The 16,712-nt window shown below is 69.0% G+C and carries 25 protein-coding genes and 6 tRNA genes; 5 read left to right on the top strand and 26 right to left on the bottom strand.

Going from position 1 to position 16,712, the window contains the following annotated elements; genetic code table 11:
* Positions 1-41: 41 nt before the first annotated feature.
* From BBK82_RS03350 to BBK82_RS03335, 4 genes are all read right to left on the bottom strand, one after another.
* Positions 42-392, bottom strand: coding sequence for a head-tail adaptor protein (locus BBK82_RS03350; RefSeq protein WP_170067862.1), 351 nt, complete (start codon positions 390-392; stop codon positions 42-44).
* Positions 385-837, bottom strand: a complete 453-nt coding sequence (locus tag BBK82_RS03345) for a hypothetical protein (RefSeq protein WP_154697029.1) — start codon at positions 835-837, stop codon at positions 385-387. Before BBK82_RS03345 ends, BBK82_RS03350 begins: the two co-directional genes overlap by 8 nt.
* A gap of 4 nt (positions 838-841) precedes the next feature.
* Complete coding sequence (locus BBK82_RS03340) at positions 842-1,498, bottom strand: hypothetical protein (RefSeq protein WP_065913665.1); 657 nt, start codon at positions 1,496-1,498, stop codon at positions 842-844.
* A gap of 85 nt (positions 1,499-1,583) precedes the next feature.
* The gene (locus BBK82_RS03335) at positions 1,584-2,660 is read right to left on the bottom strand and encodes a phage major capsid protein (RefSeq protein WP_083267760.1); all 1,077 of its coding nucleotides are present in this window, start codon (positions 2,658-2,660) and stop codon (positions 1,584-1,586) included.
* 219 nt (positions 2,661-2,879) lie between these two features.
* Here BBK82_RS03335 and BBK82_RS49660 point away from each other — a divergent pair.
* The 5 genes from BBK82_RS49660 (at position 2,880) to BBK82_RS03325 (ending at position 3,456) form a co-directional block, all read left to right on the top strand.
* A tRNA-OTHER gene (locus BBK82_RS49660) sits at positions 2,880-3,023 on the top strand.
* A gap of 3 nt (positions 3,024-3,026) precedes the next feature.
* Positions 3,027-3,110, top strand: a tRNA-OTHER gene (locus BBK82_RS49655).
* A 13-nt stretch (positions 3,111-3,123) separates the two neighbouring features.
* Positions 3,124-3,207, top strand: a tRNA-Ser gene (locus BBK82_RS49650).
* Between the two features lie 8 nt (positions 3,208-3,215).
* Positions 3,216-3,287 (top strand) — tRNA-Glu (locus BBK82_RS03330).
* A 96-nt stretch (positions 3,288-3,383) separates the two neighbouring features.
* Positions 3,384-3,456, top strand: a tRNA-Met gene (locus BBK82_RS03325).
* 54 nt (positions 3,457-3,510) lie between these two features.
* On the opposite strand, the gene BBK82_RS03320 is transcribed toward BBK82_RS03325, so the two are convergent.
* The 22 genes from BBK82_RS03320 to BBK82_RS03220 form a co-directional block, all read right to left on the bottom strand.
* The gene (locus BBK82_RS03320; protein ID WP_065913664.1) at positions 3,511-5,154 is read right to left on the bottom strand and encodes a TROVE domain-containing protein; all 1,644 of its coding nucleotides are present in this window, start codon (positions 5,152-5,154) and stop codon (positions 3,511-3,513) included.
* 104 nt (positions 5,155-5,258) lie between these two features.
* A tRNA-Ser gene (locus BBK82_RS49645) sits at positions 5,259-5,319 on the bottom strand.
* A 137-nt stretch (positions 5,320-5,456) separates the two neighbouring features.
* Positions 5,457-5,864: a M67 family metallopeptidase gene (locus tag BBK82_RS03315; protein WP_170068091.1), complete on the bottom strand. Its 408-nt coding sequence runs from the start codon at positions 5,862-5,864 to the stop codon at positions 5,457-5,459.
* A 2-nt stretch (positions 5,865-5,866) separates the two neighbouring features.
* The gene (locus BBK82_RS52625) at positions 5,867-6,538 is read right to left on the bottom strand and encodes a hypothetical protein (protein ID WP_065913662.1); all 672 of its coding nucleotides are present in this window, start codon (positions 6,536-6,538) and stop codon (positions 5,867-5,869) included.
* Positions 6,531-6,746, bottom strand: coding sequence for a hypothetical protein (locus BBK82_RS03305; RefSeq protein ID WP_065913661.1), 216 nt, complete (start codon positions 6,744-6,746; stop codon positions 6,531-6,533). Before BBK82_RS03305 ends, BBK82_RS52625 begins: the two co-directional genes overlap by 8 nt.
* Positions 6,743-7,009, bottom strand: a complete 267-nt coding sequence (locus tag BBK82_RS03300) for a hypothetical protein (protein ID WP_065913660.1) — start codon at positions 7,007-7,009, stop codon at positions 6,743-6,745. Before BBK82_RS03300 ends, BBK82_RS03305 begins: the two co-directional genes overlap by 4 nt.
* Positions 7,006-7,470 carry a hypothetical protein gene (locus BBK82_RS03295; RefSeq protein ID WP_065913659.1) on the bottom strand — a complete coding sequence of 155 codons (465 nt, stop codon included), beginning with the start codon at positions 7,468-7,470 and terminating at the stop codon, positions 7,006-7,008. Before BBK82_RS03295 ends, BBK82_RS03300 begins: the two co-directional genes overlap by 4 nt.
* Positions 7,467-7,733 carry a hypothetical protein gene (locus BBK82_RS03290; protein ID WP_065913658.1) on the bottom strand — a complete coding sequence of 89 codons (267 nt, stop codon included), beginning with the start codon at positions 7,731-7,733 and terminating at the stop codon, positions 7,467-7,469. Before BBK82_RS03290 ends, BBK82_RS03295 begins: the two co-directional genes overlap by 4 nt.
* Positions 7,734-7,876: 143 nt before the next feature.
* On the bottom strand, positions 7,877-8,314 hold the full coding sequence (locus tag BBK82_RS03285) for a hypothetical protein (RefSeq protein ID WP_154697028.1): 438 nt from the start codon (positions 8,312-8,314) through the stop codon (positions 7,877-7,879).
* A complete protein-coding gene (locus BBK82_RS03280) occupies positions 8,314-8,757 on the bottom strand; it encodes a DUF6221 family protein (protein WP_065913656.1) in 444 nt (147 codons plus the stop codon). Before BBK82_RS03280 ends, BBK82_RS03285 begins: the two co-directional genes overlap by 1 nt.
* Entirely contained in the window at positions 8,754-9,095 is a 342-nt protein-coding gene (locus tag BBK82_RS03275) for a hypothetical protein (protein ID WP_154697027.1), read from the bottom strand. The genes BBK82_RS03280 and BBK82_RS03275 overlap by 4 nt, the downstream gene beginning before the upstream one ends.
* Positions 9,092-9,373 (bottom strand): hypothetical protein, encoded by a 282-nt coding sequence (locus BBK82_RS03270; RefSeq protein WP_154697026.1) that lies wholly within the window; start codon positions 9,371-9,373, stop codon positions 9,092-9,094. The genes BBK82_RS03275 and BBK82_RS03270 overlap by 4 nt, the downstream gene beginning before the upstream one ends.
* A complete protein-coding gene (locus BBK82_RS03265; RefSeq protein WP_154697025.1) occupies positions 9,334-9,552 on the bottom strand; it encodes a hypothetical protein in 219 nt (72 codons plus the stop codon). The genes BBK82_RS03270 and BBK82_RS03265 overlap by 40 nt, the downstream gene beginning before the upstream one ends.
* Positions 9,545-9,955: a hypothetical protein gene (locus BBK82_RS03260; protein WP_065913652.1), complete on the bottom strand. Its 411-nt coding sequence runs from the start codon at positions 9,953-9,955 to the stop codon at positions 9,545-9,547. Before BBK82_RS03260 ends, BBK82_RS03265 begins: the two co-directional genes overlap by 8 nt.
* 3 nt (positions 9,956-9,958) lie before the next feature.
* On the bottom strand, positions 9,959-10,756 hold the full coding sequence (locus BBK82_RS03255; protein ID WP_065913651.1) for a phage scaffolding protein: 798 nt from the start codon (positions 10,754-10,756) through the stop codon (positions 9,959-9,961).
* Positions 10,757-10,764: 8 nt separating this feature from the next.
* Positions 10,765-11,787 carry a hypothetical protein gene (locus tag BBK82_RS03250; RefSeq protein WP_065913650.1) on the bottom strand — a complete coding sequence of 341 codons (1,023 nt, stop codon included), beginning with the start codon at positions 11,785-11,787 and terminating at the stop codon, positions 10,765-10,767.
* Positions 11,784-13,433, bottom strand: a complete 1,650-nt coding sequence (locus BBK82_RS03245) for a phage portal protein (RefSeq protein ID WP_065913649.1) — start codon at positions 13,431-13,433, stop codon at positions 11,784-11,786. Before BBK82_RS03245 ends, BBK82_RS03250 begins: the two co-directional genes overlap by 4 nt.
* A 100-nt stretch (positions 13,434-13,533) precedes the next feature.
* Positions 13,534-15,117 carry a hypothetical protein gene (locus BBK82_RS03240; RefSeq protein WP_065913648.1) on the bottom strand — a complete coding sequence of 528 codons (1,584 nt, stop codon included), beginning with the start codon at positions 15,115-15,117 and terminating at the stop codon, positions 13,534-13,536.
* 34 nt (positions 15,118-15,151) lie between these two features.
* Positions 15,152-15,370 carry a hypothetical protein gene (locus BBK82_RS03235; protein ID WP_065913647.1) on the bottom strand — a complete coding sequence of 73 codons (219 nt, stop codon included), beginning with the start codon at positions 15,368-15,370 and terminating at the stop codon, positions 15,152-15,154.
* A gap of 5 nt (positions 15,371-15,375) precedes the next feature.
* Positions 15,376-15,651, bottom strand: coding sequence for a hypothetical protein (locus BBK82_RS03230; protein ID WP_154697023.1), 276 nt, complete (start codon positions 15,649-15,651; stop codon positions 15,376-15,378).
* Positions 15,652-15,759: 108 nt separating this feature from the next.
* The gene (locus BBK82_RS03225) at positions 15,760-16,326 is read right to left on the bottom strand and encodes a hypothetical protein (RefSeq protein WP_065913645.1); all 567 of its coding nucleotides are present in this window, start codon (positions 16,324-16,326) and stop codon (positions 15,760-15,762) included.
* Positions 16,327-16,393: 67 nt separating this feature from the next.
* Complete coding sequence (locus BBK82_RS03220; RefSeq protein ID WP_065913644.1) at positions 16,394-16,693, bottom strand: hypothetical protein; 300 nt, start codon at positions 16,691-16,693, stop codon at positions 16,394-16,396.
* Positions 16,694-16,712: the final 19 nt, after the last annotated feature.

Raw genomic sequence — 16,712 nt, 5'->3', positions numbered from 1 at the left:
CTCGCCTCTACGGCTCGGCTGGCTCAGGGAGATCGGCCGATCTACTCGGCCGGCTTGAGCTTCCTGAGTTCGATCACTAGGTCTGACTGGCGTCCTTGCTGGTCGGGCTGGTCCACGTCGATCACGGCGTAGATCACGCCGCCGTGGGTGTCGTCGCGGAACCGGTCACCGGCCTTGATGTCCGTGTCGGACTGCACGCGCGCCATCGGCACGCGCACCGTCCGCGCGGTCTGCGTCGCGGAGTCGAAGACCCGGCGGCGCTCGCTCTTGATCCGGGCCAGCACGCCGGACGCGGCGACGGTCTCGTTGTCCTCCTCGTCGCCGAACTCGGACTCCGTGCTGCCACGGAGGATCGAGCCCCGGCACGTGGCGACCGCGTACACATCAGCCACCCCCCAGCGGGGTCCACGACTCGTACGCGTCGTTGACCTCGGCGAGCGGGTTACTCGACACAGGGCCCGGACCGTCCTGAAACGTCGACCGCACGTGCAGCGACCTGGTTCGGCGCCACGACAGCCTGTTCAGCACGAGCCGCGTCATCGGCGCGAGGATGAGCGCGAGTTCCTTGAGCTCCAACCCTTCGAGCGTCGCGAGGTCGAGACGCTCGAAGAAGTCCGGCTGGGCCCGCATCCACGGCACCTGGTAGGCGACCGCGCGGCGCAGCCACTCGGTGTCCTTCCGGCCGGTCCGGTCCGCCGAGGTCGTGTACAGGCGACCGCCGATGATCTCGATGATCGCGTTCGCCTGAACGACCTCGGCGTCCGTCGCGTCGGCGATGCCGGTGAGGGAGAGGACGTCAACCGGCATGGCCCACGTCGTCCGCGTCGGCTGCGTCATCACCTCACTCCTTCTTCGTCGTGGCCGGCTTCGCCGCGGCCGTGGACTTGGTGCTGGTCTTCGAGGTGCTCGACTTCGCCGTGGCCGAGCTGGTGCGGGAGCTGGTCTTCGCCGTGGCGGACTTCTCCGCCTTCGCGGCCTCGGCGCGCCGCGTGGCACCGGCCGCCGGCTTGTCCGTCGGCGTGCTGGTGCTGCCGTCGTCCGACTCGATCTGGTCGCGCGGCGTCGTGGTCTCAGCTGGCTGCGTGTCGACTGCGGCCGGGATGGTCTCCACCGAGTAGGTCAGCTCGACCAGCGGGAAGAACCGGCGACCGGGCTCGGCCGGCTCCCTCGTGATGTCCTCGGCGCCGTCGAACCGCACCTCGCCGCGCGGGTGCAGGCCGCGCTGGATCGCGTCCTCCAGCACGTTGGCGCGGTTCGCCTCGTGCTGCGGCTCGCTGTTCTCCGCGCCCTTGTCGACGATGAACTTCTTCTCGAAGCGCGTGCCGTCGGAGCCGTCGGCCGAACGCTGCTCGACCTCCTGCTCACGGCCCTCCTCGGTGCCCTTCAGGGACGGGAACTGCTCGGTGCGCTTCGGCTGCGCCTGGGACTCGTCGGGGCCGTCGTTCTGCAGCTCGACCTCGTCCGCGTTGTCCTTCGCGGTGTCGTCGTTGTTCGCCACGGGATGTGCTCCTCACAGTTCGTCTGGGGAGCGGTAGGGCACCGGACCACCACGCTGGGCGCCCTACCGCGGTCCAGGGGGTGGGTCAGGAGTTGTCCTCGTGGATGGCGAACGCGTGCTCGATGCCGACGGCGAAGCCGCGGCGTGCGCGGAGCTTCAGGATCGACTCGTCGGTAAGCGCGGCGAGGCCGTTTCGGCCGTCGATGTAGATCGACTCCGGGCCGGAGCGGATGCCCAGCAGCATGAACTGGGGGATGGCGAACACCGCGAGCGGGTTGCCGGTCGGCCGCGCGGTCGGCGTGGCGCTCGTGCGCGCACCGAGCGACCAGCGCACCGGGTAGCCCATGATGCGGTCCGGAACCGACGCGGCACCGGCGGAGTCACCGCTGGACGACTCGGCGAAGATCGGCCGGTCGTTCGCGTCGACGATGTCGCGCAGGATCTGCTTGTACGCCGGGTGCACGATCCACACGCCGGCGCCGTCGACCCAGTAGTCGGAGGTCTCGACCTTGCCGAGCGTGGCCGACAGGCTGGCGTAGCTGGTGCCGCCCGAACCGGTCTTCGTGATGTTGCTGTTCGCGGTGTAGTTGGTGTCCGCGTTGGTCTGCGTCAGCGTGTAGTACAGGCTGTCGAACTTGCAGCCCGTGCTCGACTTGGACGCGGTGACCGCCAAGCAGGCGTTGTCGAGGCCCTTCGCGTACGCGGTGGCCCAGTCGCTCAGCTTGGTCTCGACGACGTCGGCGAGGGAGTCGTCGATGTCCTCCTCGGCGATCCGGACCGCGCGACCGAACTTCTGCGCGCTCAGGATCACCTCGTCGTTGACGTTGGTGTCCTCGCCGTAGGCACCGCCCTTGGCGACGATGTCCATGTCGATGCCGCCCGACCGCGGGGTGGACCGGGTCTGCGACTTCATGGGGACGCGGTGTGCGACCGCCTCCACCGCGGAGTTCTGGCGGATCTTCTGGATGACGTCGGCGCCGAACTCCTCCCAGAGCCACGGCTCGTACGTGTTCCGCGCGCCGCCGCCGAGGGCGCGAATCGGGGAACCGTCCGGGGCGAAGCCGAGGATGTCGCCGACGTCGTGAGCCGGGACGCGGGAGTCGAAGAGCTCGCGGTCGCGGTCGGTGAACAGGTCGCTGTTGCGCAGCAGAGTGCCGCCCATGGTCGTGCCCTTCAGGCGATGGGGAGGTGGCTGGCACCTGCGCCCCATCACGGGCACGCGGGTCGGAGGTCTTGCTGGGTCCGATCACCGGATGCGGTGGACGCCCATCACGGGCCGTACACCTGGCCGAAGAATACACGCTTAGTCAGGCAAAGCTACGACGAAACGGCGGAAGATAGATCGCGCTACCGAAGATTCGTCGGTACGATGCGCCCATGTCCTGCTAGTAGTTCAGCGGCCTAAGACGCCGCGATCGTGGAGATCGAGTCTCCTGCGGGGACCCGTTGATCCAGCACCCCGCGAACCCCGGCAAGGGGAGTGACACCGATCGCGGAAGCGCCGGTTCAAATCCGGTCGGCGGGACATGGAAGGCGGCGCCGAGGTCGGCAAACCGGTCTTGAAAACCGGGCCGGGCCTAACAGCCTGGGGGTTCGATACCTCCGCCTTCTGCTGATGCTCGACTGGAAGACGGCGGCGCTGGTGCGCCAGATCGGTTGCTAACCGGTCGCCGGGCGAGAGCCCGAGGGTTCGATCCCTTCGTCTTCCGCGCAGCAAGGCCGGTGAGCCATACGGTTGAGGCACCGCCCTTTCAAGGCGGGGAACCGGGTTCGATTCCCGGATCGGCTACAGCTCGGCGAAGTCGAAAGAGGCGTGGCGCCCCACGTCGAGTCGAGAGGCAGCAGGGTCCCGTCAGAGATGCGGGACAGCCCGTGGCAGCCGCGGTGCGCCGTGGAGCAGTCGGTAGCTCGCTGGGCTCATAACCCAGAGGTCGCGGGTTCAAGTCCCGCCGGCGCTACAACGAGAAGGGCCCGCCCGGATGTCACCGGGCGGGCCCTTTGTCACATGCCGTTCAGAACGGCCAGGTGGCGTCTCGGCCGGACTCGAGCCACGGGATCATCTTGAAGGCCGCGTCGGTCAGGCCGCCGAAGGTGTGCCGGTTCCGCGCTCCGGAGCGGGTGTTGCCGTGCTGGTAGCCACCCAGGTTCCACACGTACACCGGCGTGCTGCCCGGCACCGAGGCGGCAGCGTCAGCCGAGGCCGACTGCTCGTCGGTCACGATGATCACGCGGTCGTGGCCGGCGAAGTGCTCGCGCACCGCAGCTGCCGTGTCCGTGTAGCTGATCGGGTCGCCGAGGCCGTCGACGAACTTCAGCAACGACCCGCCGCGGGGCGGGTCGACCTTGCGGCTCGTGCCACCGAACAGCACGGTCGTGGCGTTGGCCGCGCGCATCGCAACCGCGCAACCGAACACCGCCGCCTGGTCCGCGCACGTGATGTCCGACTTGGACGGCGTCGAGAAGTGGTAGCCGGGGAACATCGACGGCGACCGGTCGATCAGCACGAGCGTCCGCCCCGGCAGCGCGGGCACGTTCCGCAGGGACGCCTGCAGCGCCTTCTCCAGTGTGTGCCCCCACCGCAGCGACGGCGCGGCCCGGTACGCGGCCAGGAACCGGAACGGGAACTGCTGCGACCGCTCCACCTGCGCGGGGTCCGCCAGCTTCGCCGCGACCTCTGCTGCGACCTCGTCCGAGACGCCGGCCTCGTCGAAGTTCCTGAGCTGACGGAGCAACGCCATGTAGCCCATGGTCGGGACGAGCGCCTCCCACACCTGCGCGGTCATCGGGCCCTGCAGCCACCCGGCGACCGACTCCCACGTCATGCCTGCCTGCCGCAGCACCGAGGAGACGGCGTCGCGGTCACGGTCGAACAGGGCACGGCGCTTCTCGACCGGCCACTTCATCAGCTCGGCGCGCGCAGCCATCATCTCGAGCCGGGCGGGGATGGCGGCTTCGTTGTCGCGTCGCCGGTCGAGCATGTGCTGGAACAGGTCGCCCTGCCAGTCCGCCTTCGGTGACGGGTGCGCGAGGTTCAGCACGTCGGCCATGCGGAAGCCGCGGGCGGTGCTGTCCCACTTCAGCACCGCGCGCTCGTCCCACAGGCGCTGGATGGCGTCGGCGATGCCGCGCTTCACGGGCTTGGGCACCTTGCGTCCGTGCACCGCGGTCCAGTAGGCGAGGAGTTCGCCGGGCTCGTCGGCGCGCTGCAGCACGGACTCGATGACGTTGCGGTTGGCGGCCAGCACGTAGTTGAGGTGGTCGCCGTCGAACGTGCCGTCGAGCGCCTGCGTCTCGTGCTGGTCGGCCGGGCGCGTGCCGGCGGCGGCGAGGCGGGCGTGCACGTACTCGGCCGCGCCGACGAGCGATGCCGTGCGCATGTTCGCCTCGGTGCGCAGCCAGAGCAGGAACCGGGCCGTCCACGCCGGATCCTCCAGCGCGACGGTGCGCACGAGGTCGGCGTAGCGGACGTCGCGCTTCTCGGCGGACTCGTAGAAGGTGTCGGTGCCGACCATGTTGGACACGGCGTGCAGGAACAGCTCGGACTTGGTGTCGCGCGCGAAGGCCTCGCCGCCCTGGTGATTGCGGGCGATCGTGGGCGTGCTGACGACCGGGCTGGAGACAGCCGGTCGGACCCCTTGGGTGTTGAATCGTGCCACAGGCTCAACCTCTCTGCGAGAGGGAGCTACAGCCTCACACGGGCCCGAGGTCAAGTCGGTGAAGGTGACAATGCGTCCTGGGCCGCTAGACCACGTCGACATGAAGCCGACGGCAGGATTCGAACCTGCGCCTCACCTTTTGCAGAGGAAGTAACCCTCGCCTGCGCACCGGGCCGTGTGAAGTTGTTGGCTCCCGAGATCAGGGCGCCGACGGTGGGTTTCTTTACGAGAGAAGTAACCGTCGGCTTCGCACCGGGAGTGCACGTCCACTGTAACCCAGCTGTGCCACTGCTTTGAACCATTCACACGACGGTGACGGTCTCCTCCGCCACCTCGCCGCTCACGATGCGAAACGACTTCACATCCGGCGGCATCCGGACGTTGCCGCGGTCGCGCGTCGCCACGATCACCCAGTGCGCCTCGGGAATCGTGGCGTGCTGGATGTCCAGCCTGGACGGGTACGCGTGCGTCGCCGTGTGCGAGTGGTAGATGACGACCGGCCGTTCCCGCTTCTCGGCCATCTCCTGCCACACCTCGATCTGTTCGTCCGGGTTAAACCGGTACGCCACGGTCGAGCGCTCGGCGTTGCGCATCGGCACGATCCGGTCCGGCACGTCGCCAGCGCGCGGGCCGGGCATAACACCGCAGGCCTCGATCGGGTGCTCGGCGCGGCAGTGCGCGAGCATCGCGTCGAACAGGTGGCGGGGCATGGTCAGCACGGCGGCTCGGTCCCTTCGATCGCGGCGAGGACCTTCGTGACTCGATACGGCTGCTGGCACGACTCGCACCTCGGAAGCCCCCGGCGCATGCCGGACCTCTCGAACTCGGTGCCGTGGTACTGGCAGGACTTGGGCGCGTGCTTCAGCACGGACGCCGCGCGCAGCAGCTTCGCCTCAGCGCCGCCGGCGCGACGGGCCATCGCGACGAGCTCCTCCTGCAACGTCGCGTGCCCCGCTTGCTCGCACGCGGCACCGGCGGCCGCCGCGGCGAACAACATGCCGATCTGTTCCAGGCGCTGATCGACGGGCGTCTGGTTCCAGCGCGCCAGCCACTGGCCAGGCGTCGGACGCACGCCCTCGACCGGCTCCGTCGACGGGTCCTCGCCGGCGCGGAGCCACGCCACCTCCGCGCGCAGCCGCTCCAGCTCGGCGGCGTGCTCGTCGTCGTCCAGGTCGAGGAACACGAGGCGGGTCGCGCCGTCGTGGCCGTGCACGGTCTCGGCGCTCGCGAGGTCGTCCCAGTTCACTGTGGACTGGTGCTCGCCGCGCCACCGAATCGTGACCGTTCCGTCCGGCCACAGGACGCCGTCCGCGACCCGGCCGGTGCCGGACGCGCCGGTGACGTCAGTGCGGCGGTCGAGGTAGAACCTGTGAGGTTCAGCCACCGTTGTTCTCCTTGCCCTGTTCGGCGTGGACCTGGCTTGATGTGAGGAGCTCGGCCGAGGACAGGATGATCGCCAGCCAGCTCAGGCCGAGGACGAACTGCGGTTCGTCGTTTGCGACGGTGAGCGCGGTGATGGGCCAGCCGATGGCCGAACCGACGAGCAGTACCCACGCGATGACGATCCGGGCCTTACGGGCGCGTTGGCTCACGGCTGTTCCTGGTGGCAGGAGCAGCCGCAGCGGCGGCCAGTCTCGGTTGCGAGGATGGCCTGGGCGGCTTCCCAGACGTACATGACGGGCCTGCTCAGGAGAACCCGCCAGTTCTCGCGGCGGGCTTGCTCTTCGACGCTGCGCAGCCAGAGACCGATCGGCTTCCGGAGCGCCGGCGGTTGGATAACGTCGACGTGCTCGACGGCATCAAGAAGCACGGCACGGAACTGCTCGACGGTCACGTCACTCAAGGACCTGGTCATGGCAGCTCCACGTGGCAGTCGCAGATGCAGCGGCCGTTGACGTCCATGCGGCCCTGGGGCTCGCCGTGGTGGAGCGGCAACGTGCAGCAGCGGGGGATGATGGCGTCGAGCTGGTCGTGCAGGACGGGGATGTGCGGTCCGAGGCCGGGCATGCCGGGGTAGGGCGGCGGGAACTCGTCGGCGCGGCGCTCGGCCACCACATTGGTCCGGTACACCACCCGCAGCGCGCCGGCTGACGGCTGACCCGGTTCCCACGGTTCCCGGACGATCTGGTCGTCCTCACCGCGGCGTTCCAGCGTCCAGGTCTCGTGGAGCGGTGTGGTGATGCGCCTGCCGTCCCGTGCCACGGCCTGCTTGAGGGCTCGCCGCGCCTCGTGCTTGAGGGCGTCCACGACGAGCGGTTGTTCTGCGTCGTCTGCGTGCAGCGCGAACGTGCCGCCGAATTGCTGAGGATCGGTCACGAGGGGTCCTCCGACGATGCGTTGGTGCGGAGCCAGTGCAGGTCCGCGTGGCAGAGGTCCACCCAGCGGGGCCCGAGCTTGGTGTGCGCGATGCACGCGACCTGGGCGCGCTCGCCGCAGCGCAGGCAGCCGTGCACCTCGTCCTGGACACGGCGCGTGGTCGCGGCACCCTGGTCGTCGGCTGGCGCTTCTTCGAGCAGACGCGGTTCCGCGCGCACGAGGTGGAGCAGGCCGTCGGCGAGTGCCCTTTCGGATGCGGTCATGGGCGCCATCCCTCGCGGTACCCGTCGTTGTGCTGGTAGGCGAGCGCGATGTCGCGCCACGTCCCGCAGGGGAAGTACTTGGTGTCCTCGAAGCCGATCGCTTGCTCTCGGCTGCACGCGTTGCACCACGCGGTATCGCAGCTTCACGTCGTGTCCTCCTCGACTGCGGTCCAGTTTTCGAGCACGACTACGCGACGGCGGTACACCTTGCTGCCGTTCTGCAGCTCGTCCCGGATCCACTCCGCCAGCGGGTAGACGCGCTCGATGTCCGGATGCGGGTTGCGGACCTGCATCCCGCCGCTGGCCAAGCGGAGCGCGTGCTCGGTGAGCGTCGCCTCCGTGACCTTCGTGAGTTCCGCGTTCAGGCGCTGAATCGTGCGCAGGTACTCCAGCGGGGTGTGGGTGTCCACATGCGCCTGGAGGACGGCCTCCGCGTCCTGTGCCTCCTGAATCGCCACAGCCGCCACGAACTCGTCGAGCGTGAGGAACGAGCCCTGAGGTGGCCCTCCGAGGGGTGACGGGCGGTCGAGGTAGAAGTCGCACTCGTCGACCGGGCACAGGTGCCGAAGCGTTGGGCCCATCACGGCCGCCACTCCTCGCGGTATCCGGGGCGGTGCTGGTAGGCGAGCGCGACGATCCTGATGGTCTTGCAGGGGTATCGCTGTGGTGAGCTGCCGCCGTGCGTCGGGTAGCCCCACTTGCCGGTGACGCAGGTGGCGCAGTCGCCCTCGTTGACGTCCCAGTGCTCATCGAGGAGCGCTTCGTGTGCGGCGCACTGGGCGAGCACGACGCGCGGGTCGTGACGGACAATGTGCAGCGCGTCCTCGGTGGAGTCGAAGACGGGCGCCTCACCACCCCAACGGCCGCCGCCGATCACGCACGTTCCGTCGGCGCCGTAGATCGCCTCGGCGTACCCCGCGTCGTTCACATGCCACGGACCGTCGCAGGACTCCTCCGCGATCCGTCGATCCTCGGCGATCTGCTCGCGCAGCCACACCACGAGCTCGTCGAGCGCCGCCGTCACCGCGGTTCCTCCAGGAGTTGGGGGATGCAGTCGCCTGCGATCGAGCAGATCGTCCTGTCCCGCAGACGGATCGTGCCTGCTTCGGCGAGCGGGATCTCGTCAGCGCCGCCCTCTTTGCGAGGCCGGAGAACGGTCCACCGGATACCGGTTGTGGTGATCATGACGAGGTTCTTGTCGAAGGTTTCCCTTCTCGCCCGCGCGATCACCTCGGCCTCGGTGTAGCGGCGTGCGTAGTCGTCGGTGAAGTATTCAGCGATCAGCTCGCACTTCGCTTCGACTCGCTTGCGGGTGGCCCAGCAGCCGACGACGTGGAAGCCGGCCGTCATGTGGTCGATCATCGCCACCACCTCCACCTGCGCAGCCGCGCCCGGAAGCGCTGCCACCACGTGCGCTCTGGCAGCAGCACGACCTGCACGCCAGCAAGAGGGGCCACCACGCCGAGGTCGTCAGGGCGCTGGAGAAACGGCGGCGCAGCCGCGGTGTACCGCTTCAGCACGTCGAATTGGCGATGCGTCATGAAGACGTGCGTTGGCCACGGCTCGGCCGCCAGCGGCGGCATGTTGGCGAGCAGCGTCCTCATGTACTCGTCCATCTTGCTGCTGATCTGCTCGTGCACGGCTCGGTGCCGGTGTCGGTGCTGCCCCAGCGCAACCGGGCGAGCAGCCCGACGACGTGGTCCCGCGCACCGGCCCAGCTGGCGAAGGACGTGACCTCCGGGTCGCCGAACCCGAGGCGTGGCCAGGTGACCGTCCACTCCTGCGGCGCGGTCTTCCTGATGCTGACGCGGTCACGCACGATCACCGCCGCGGTGCATGCAGGGCGGGCGGTCGTTCCAGTTCATGTCGTAGTCGACCCAGACGAGCGTCCCGTTGAGCCAGCCCAGGTTCGCCGGCTTCTTGTCCATGGGACCGTTGAAGCCGATGGCGGCGTACACGTCGTCGGTCAGGTCCTCCGACGCGGGCTCGCACCGCGGGTAGACGTTGACGAGCCCGGCCGCCGACCAGAGGACAGGGCAGAGGCCTTCCTGCCCGGACCACTCGGCTTCGGACAGGTTCGCGGACAGCCCGCGGGCGAGACTCCACATCACGCCGCGAAGCCTCTTGCCGTGCGAGCGCAGCGACGGAAACTTGAACGCCCACCGGCCGGCGAGCAGCACCGTGCGGGTGACTCCGCGGCGTACCGCGAACCGCGGCTCCATGGTTCAGCGCTGCCCGGAGGCGTGGATCTTGGCCACGATCCGGTCGGCCGTGCGCGTGGGCTCCTGCTTCACGGGCGGCTTGTTCGCCGCCGTGACCTTCGTCGGGCGCGTCGGCTTCGTCGGCTCGGACGCCCGGACCGGTGCGGTGAACAACTCCGGGAAGTCGTCGACCAGCTGGTCGATCTGGTCCTGGAGGCCGGTGATGTCGCCGTCCTCGTCCACGTCGATTTCATCGAGGTCGAGCCGGCGGATGAGCTTCTTGACGCGCTCCTCAGTCGGGTTCTGGAAGTTGGCCTCCAGCAACGCCGCCTTCGCCGCCGCCCGGACCGCGACCGGCTTGTACCGGGACGCCGCCGCCTCCTCGGCCTTCCTGATCCGCTCCGCCTCGTCGGTGTCGCCCGACGTCTCCGCGGCCTTGCGCTCCTTGCGCATCTCCGCGATCTGGCCCTCGCGCTTCTTGCGGAGCTCGCGCTCCTTCTGCATCGCGGTCTCGAGGCGCTGCCAGTCCTCTGCGGTGCGCTCCGGCTTGTCCGTCTCCTTGACGGGCTTCGACTTGTCCCCGGGCTTCGCGTCCTGCGGTGCCTCGTCGGGCTCGTCATCGTCGTCCGGCTCGTCGTCGAGGAAGTCCCGCTGACCGCCGCCCGCGGGCGCACCCGATCCTGGGTTCTCCAGGTCGATCTCGGGGCCGTCGTCATCGTCGTCCGGGGCGCCGCCGAGCTGCGGCCACACCGGTTCGCCCTCGAACACCGCGAGGGCCGTACCCCACACGGGGTGCACCGGGTAGATCGTGTTGTCCTGCATGGTGGTCCTCATCTCGTGCGGGCCCCGCTCTTGATGCGCGGGAAGGTCTCGAAGGAGCCGCGGCGCACGGCTGCGCGGGCGCGGGCCTGGACGGTGCTGAGCAGGGTGGTGCCGGACAGCAGAAGCCGTTCGGCGGCGTCGAGGCGGACCCGCTCGCTCTCGGACGGGAGCCGCCAGCCCGTCAAGATCGAGCGGGCCGCCTCGCGCTGCAGCGCCGCACGGAAGTCCGTGTCACCGGCGCTATCCCTGGTGCCCAGCCAGGGCTGTGTGCGGCACCGGCAACGCGGGTGCCGCGGAGGAGACACGAGATCCGGGCCCGGCCAGACCGCGAGCGGCCGGATCCCGAAGGTCTTGGTGGCGTCGAAGACCCCGTCCACCGAGGTTTCGCCGGCGAGGCCGAGACAGTGCACGCACGCGTCGCGTTCGGCGATCCAGATGCGCTCCACGCCGAGCTCGTCCGCCACGGCGGCGGTGCCGGCGTTCGCGGCGCGGTTGGTTACCCACGCGGCGGCGGTGTCCGCTGCGATCGCGGCCTGCTGGGCGGGCGCGAACGCGTTCATCAGGCCGGTGAACCGGTCGTCGTCGAGGCGGGCCAGCGCCCGGTCGGCGTCCGCCAGGTGTCTGCCGATGGTGTCGTCGAGCTCGTCAACCGCGCGCAGCACGTCGTCGGGAAGCTCGTCGGCCTCGGCCGCGTCCAGGTCAACGTCGACCAGCACCTCGTCGGCGGCCTGCTCGACGCCGAGCCGGTAAGCCCGCACGGCGTACGCGGCCAGCGGGCGAGACGCGTCGGGGCGCAACTCGCCGAGGTCCCCGCGCACCGCGTCGACAATCACCCGCAGCTGACGCTGGTCCGCGCGGTTCTTCGTCGTGCCGAACCGCGTGATCCACCCGCGGGTGATTGCCCTCACGATGCGGGCGAGCGCGGTTCGCAGCGGCCCGGCGGTCGCGAGCCGTGCGGCCTCCTCCAGCGCGTACAGCTGCGCCGCATGCTCGACAACCCGGTCGGTGCCAGCAGGCTGAGGCCCGGTCACGACTCGTCCCGATCAGCGCTGCCGGCGGCGAGCTGTGGCACGACCTCCAGCACGGCGCTGATCAGCTCGCGTACCTGCTCGGCCGGGATCAGCTCGAACGCTGTGACGCCAGCGAAAGCCTGCAGCACGCCACCGATCTGCTCCAGCAGCGCGAGCCGGGCCGGCAGGTCGTTGTCCTCCTCGCCGAGCCACGCCGTGATCTGCTCGTTGGTGTAGCCGGCCTCCGCGAATGCCTGCCGAACGGGGACACCAGCCTCGATCTGCAGCTTGATGGTCTGCCAGGCCTCCAGCCCGGACACGCGCTGCACGGGGGCCCAGTTGACGACCACCGGCACGCGCCCGAACCCAGCGACCTTGAGAGCGAACTGCCACAGCTCCCGCCACGTCGCCTTGAACGACAGCACGCGGTTCTCGCACTTCTGGTCGAACGGGCGGTCGTGCTGCGAGTAGCTCGCACCGGACGGCTGCTGGCCGGTGACCGCGTCGAACAAGCGGACCGGGGTCTCGCAGGCCTGCGCGCCGAATCGCAGGTAGAACATCGCAGGCTTGATGAAGACGTCAGGGTCGGCCTCGTCGAACTGGCCGACCGCCTTGACGCCACGCATGAACCACAGGTCGCCAGGGTCTGCGGTGAGCTGGGACGGCGCGCTTCCACCGCGGGTGCGGGTGGCGCCGGTGTCGTCGTCGGCGAAGGAGAACTCGTCTTCGTCGGCCGCCGCGGTCTCGCTGGTGTCGCTGCCTTCGGCGGTGAGCGCGTACCGCTGCTGGAAACCCTGGTAGTCGACCGTGCCCATGTGGGTGACGATCAACTTCCGCAAGATCTGCTGGGTGCCGTAGAAGCCCTTGTGGTCAGGGGTGCCGTATGGGCCGACGTCGGTGCGGAAGTGGAACACCGGGATCTCGTCGTACGGGTTGTCGTACGGCCACTCGTCGTCCTCGTCGTCGCGGAAGACGTAGAAGTCTGCGGCGGTGGGGTTCCGGACCTTGCCCCTGGTGACGTACTTCTCCAGCCGGTCCCGATAGAACAGGTCGACCCTGGACCGGCCGTCGGTCAAGCGCCACATCTTGATCGCGAACGCCTTGACGCGTTCGTTTTCCGGGTCGTAGATGATCCGTGTGCACAACGGGGAGTTGTAGGTGATGTCGATCTTCTCGCGACTCGCCGATCCTTCCGAGACACGAGACTCTTCGGGCACGTCGATGTCGCCGGTGTCGGCGTCGTTGTCCTCCGCAGCGGGCCAGACGATGACGAGCGCATCGCCGTACTCTCCGGCGCGTAGGTGGATGTTCGGGGCGGCCAGATCGAGCTGGTTGCGTTCCCACTCGCGCTCGATCCATGCGGTGGCCTCGTCGTTGCCGGGGCACAGGGTCGACGTGATCTTCAGGCGGTTGACGACCGCGGTGACCGGGATGCGCGAGAAGTTGACTTTGTAGTCCACGCCGGTGCGCTCGATCGCCCGCCGCAGCCTGATGGACGCGAAGACCTCAGGTACATCGTCCTCGAAGTAGTCCTCGGCCTTCTGGTACTCCGCTGCCGCCTTGCGCAGTTCGTCGAGGCCGTATTCGAGGTCCGGGTTGGTTGCGCGCTCTTCCAGGATGGTGGCGACGACCGCGCCGGCGGACTCGGACAGCATCGGTGTGCTCACGCGGCGACCTCCCCTGGGTGGGCTGCGTCAAGAGTAACCGCTGACCGGAGTATCTCCGGCCATAACGACGTTTCGCTGAAGAATCGTTGGTGACTGCCGGTCATGACGCCAGGTCTTCGTCATCCATGCCTGGCCGGTAGACGTCCACTCCGGCCTGTCGGCGGCGCCTGAGGAACTGGTCCACCCCAGTGCCGATGGCGTCGACCACGTCGTCGTGCGGCGCCTTCGGGAAGCCGATCAGTTGCTCCTCGGCCACCGGGATGCGCCGCTCGTGCACCACGAACGGCAGGGCGTCGATCGGCCCAACCGGCTTGGCCGGGTTCCGCTGCGGCCGCGTCTGGTACCAGCCCAGCAGCCGGGCCGCCCGGACCTCCTTCGCCTCGTCCTGGTGCACGGTCTTCACCTTCACCGGCATGTTGTGCAGGACGCTGTTCTCCCATACCTCGCCGCCCTGGTTGACCTCCACCACGATGCCCCGGATCCGCGGGTACTCCTTGAGGATTGCCAGCACCCTGCGCCGCAGCGGCGTGCCGGGCGGGACGCGGATCGCCCAAGCGGCGAGCACGACGCACCGCCGGTGGTAGGACGAGTAGGCGATCACCGCGAGCCCGGTGAAGTCCGACGTCTTCTTCGACGTCGTGGCGGGGTCGATCGACAACAGCATCGCCGTCTGCGCGGGCAGCTCGTGGACGATGATGTCGCCCTCGTTCCAGTAGTCCCCGTCGCGGGCCATGGGGTTGTTGTCGTAGTTCAGCCTGTACGACCGGGTGTGCTCGATGCTCACCAGGAACTCGAGCGGCCACTTCTCCGGCCACAGCGAGCGCCGCTCACCGGTCTCGTCGTCGGTGATGATCGCCCGGTAGTAGTGCACGCGGATCTTCTCGTCCGCGACCCACTCGGCCTGCTCCTCGCCCGGCATGTTCACCGTCTTGACGAGGTCGTGGATGATCGATCCGGGCATGGTCACGGTGCCGGCGATGACGACTCGGGCCCTGATGTTCAGCGGTAGGATCGCGTTCTGCAGCGTGCTGAGCCGCTGCGCCTTCTGGTAGTCGGAGTAGTTGCTCTCGTTCGGCTCGATGTCGTCCAGGATCAGCAGGTCCGGCCGGCGGGCGCCGACCTTCATGCCGAGCGACTGCGAGTCGATGCCCTTCGCCGCGAACACGAACCCGGACGCGGCGATCAACATCGACTTGGTGTCGGCCTCGGTCACGCCCGACGGGCGCCGGCCCGGGCTGCACAGGTCGGGGAAGTCCGCGCGGAGCAGTTGGTTGCGGTCGAGTTCGTGTTTGAAGCTGCCGAGGTGCATCTCGGCCTGCGGGCCTGCGTGCGCGAACGCGCCGATGAATTTCCGGTGCCCGTGAGCGGCGGCCCACAGCGGCAGGATCAGGAACAGCCACGTGCTCTTGCCGGCCTCGCGCGGGCACACGTAGGCGTCCCGGTCCGACCGTGGTTCGCGCGTCGGGAGCGCCCACCGCTTCGCAGCCTCGGCGAGCTGGACGTGGAACTCGGACAGGGTGATCCGCGCGTCCTCGCCTTCTCCGCGCAGGTGGTGCGGCAGGTACAGCAGCGCGAACAACAGCGGCTCGTACCGGGTGAGCTGCCGACGGCACTCTGGGTCCGAGAGCATCTCGGGGTCGAACTGCAGCAGGTACTGGTCGAGGCTGAAGCCCTCGGTCGCCATGGTGGTCCTTCCGCAGGCGAGGGCCCCGGCGCGGCTACGCCTCCGGGGTGCCGGGTCTCGCCGCGGTCAGGACGTCGACGACCTCCCGGTAGAACTCGCGCCGCTGCCGCACCTCGGCGATGACGGCGTGGCCGATACCGACGAGCGCGAGCACCTCGGCCCCGGTCGTCGCTGACCGGGCGCGGGCGAGGTACTGCGCGGCGTCAGCCAGGTCGTCATCCGCCGTGCGTGAAACCTCGTCATGGGTGGTCACGTCGTTTACTGCCGCGTCCAGTGGCCGGGCCCGTCGCCCTCGGACACCGACGTCACCCACAGCTCGGCGCCGGGGCCTCCGTCGAGGTGCACCCGCAGGTTCACGCACGCGCCGAAGTCGCGGAGGACCATCGCCGGGTAGACGTCGCCCACACGCGGGGTGTTGAGGTTCTGCTGTGCGGCGGTGTTGAGCCGCTGCACGGTTCGCTCGGCGTTGCGGATGTCGTGCTCGCTGAGCGTGTACTGGACGATCGAGCCGAGCGGGGGCATCTGGGCTGTCATCGTGCACCTCCGGTCGCGGTGAAGATTGTCCGGCTCAACCCCGCGAGGCCGCCGAAGAATCATCGGTTCAACGACCATTCTGCGTCATAATCTTCGGTCAGACGACCATCAAGCGCCCTCGGCCTGCTTCCGCAGCTTCTGCTCCGCGTCCTCGGCCACCTTCCGAGCCTTCTCGATCATCGACAACGCCTCATCCGGAAGCGGCGCCTCAACCTGCCCCACATCCACCTTCACCGGCGCGTCCAAGCCCTCCAGCCGCGCACGCCGCTCCTGGATCTTCAGCAGCTTGTCGACGCACGCCAGCGTCAGCGCGATGTCCTCGACCGGCTCCTCGTCGATCGTCACCACCTGGCCGTCATGCATCAGGTACCGCGGCTTCGCCATCAGCTGCAGCACCCGCCGCGACAGCCCGTCCAACCGCTCGCGCTCGAGCACGCGGTACTTCTCCACGAACGGAGAAATGTTCCGGTCGATCGCGTCCGTGATCCGCTTGTGCACGGTGCCGACCGACAAGCCAGTGATCGCGGAGATCTCGCGGATCGTGTGGTGCTGGAGCCGCAGGTCGAGGCAGAGCTGTTCCTGCTGGGCGAGGTCGACGTTCGTGAGCCTGGCCTTGTGTACGTACCGCTCGACCGCAGCGGGCGTTGACGGCTCTGGGGTGTCGGGTGCCGTCATGTTCAGCTCCTACCGTTCGCATCGACCAGCCGCGTTCCTCCTGATCGAGTATGCGGCGTTCAGCGCGTCAGCCGAGCCACTGTGGGTCGTCTGGGGCGATCGGCATCTCGACCTCACCGACGTAGCGGAACATCCAGCCGGGGTCGTCGCGGTCGACGTCGTACCTGCTGCACGGCGGGCCCGGCTGGGTCACCAGGTGTCCGGACCGGGTGCGCCACCAGAAGTTGCTGTGCCCGTCGGGATCCACCAGCACCCGCTCAGCGGGCAGGGGCATCGCACCCGGTGCGGGAGCGAGCCAGAACCGGTCGAGCGGGAACTCGACGCCGTCGTGGGGGCCGCCAAGCAGACGGCCGGTCTCGGTGCTCAACGCAGGCTCTCCTTGTCGG

It is taken from the genome of Lentzea guizhouensis (assembly GCF_001701025.1).
Lineage (GTDB): Bacteria > Actinomycetota > Actinomycetes > Mycobacteriales > Pseudonocardiaceae > Lentzea > Lentzea guizhouensis.
This window is presented reverse-complemented; position numbering and strand designations above follow the sequence as displayed.

What these genes read in the sequence shown, in the direction of transcription:
- BBK82_RS03260 (WP_065913652.1), bottom strand. Translation starts at nt 9,955, where the DNA reads ATGGAGCCGCGGTTCGCGGTACGCCGCGGAGTCACCCGCACGGTGCTG.
- BBK82_RS03240 (WP_065913648.1), bottom strand. Translation starts at nt 15,117, where the DNA reads ATGGCGACCGAGGGCTTCAGCCTCGACCAGTACCTGCTGCAGTTCGAC.
- BBK82_RS03255 (WP_065913651.1), bottom strand. Translation starts at nt 10,756, where the DNA reads ATGCAGGACAACACGATCTACCCGGTGCACCCCGTGTGGGGTACGGCC.
- BBK82_RS03345 (WP_154697029.1), bottom strand. Translation starts at nt 837, where the DNA reads ATGACGCAGCCGACGCGGACGACGTGGGCCATGCCGGTTGACGTCCTC.
- BBK82_RS03275 (WP_154697027.1), bottom strand. Translation starts at nt 9,095, where the DNA reads ATGATCGACCACATGACGGCCGGCTTCCACGTCGTCGGCTGCTGGGCC.
- BBK82_RS03335 (WP_083267760.1), bottom strand. Translation starts at nt 2,660, where the DNA reads ATGGGCGGCACTCTGCTGCGCAACAGCGACCTGTTCACCGACCGCGAC.
- BBK82_RS03315 (WP_170068091.1), bottom strand. Translation starts at nt 5,864, where the DNA reads ATGCCCCGCCACCTGTTCGACGCGATGCTCGCGCACTGCCGCGCCGAG.
- BBK82_RS03290 (WP_065913658.1), bottom strand. Translation starts at nt 7,733, where the DNA reads ATGACCGCATCCGAAAGGGCACTCGCCGACGGCCTGCTCCACCTCGTG.
- BBK82_RS03230 (WP_154697023.1), bottom strand. Translation starts at nt 15,651, where the DNA reads ATGACAGCCCAGATGCCCCCGCTCGGCTCGATCGTCCAGTACACGCTC.
- BBK82_RS03300 (WP_065913660.1), bottom strand. Translation starts at nt 7,009, where the DNA reads ATGACCAGGTCCTTGAGTGACGTGACCGTCGAGCAGTTCCGTGCCGTG.
- BBK82_RS03285 (WP_154697028.1), bottom strand. Translation starts at nt 8,314, where the DNA reads ATGGGCCCAACGCTTCGGCACCTGTGCCCGGTCGACGAGTGCGACTTC.
- BBK82_RS03225 (WP_065913645.1), bottom strand. Translation starts at nt 16,326, where the DNA reads ATGACGGCACCCGACACCCCAGAGCCGTCAACGCCCGCTGCGGTCGAG.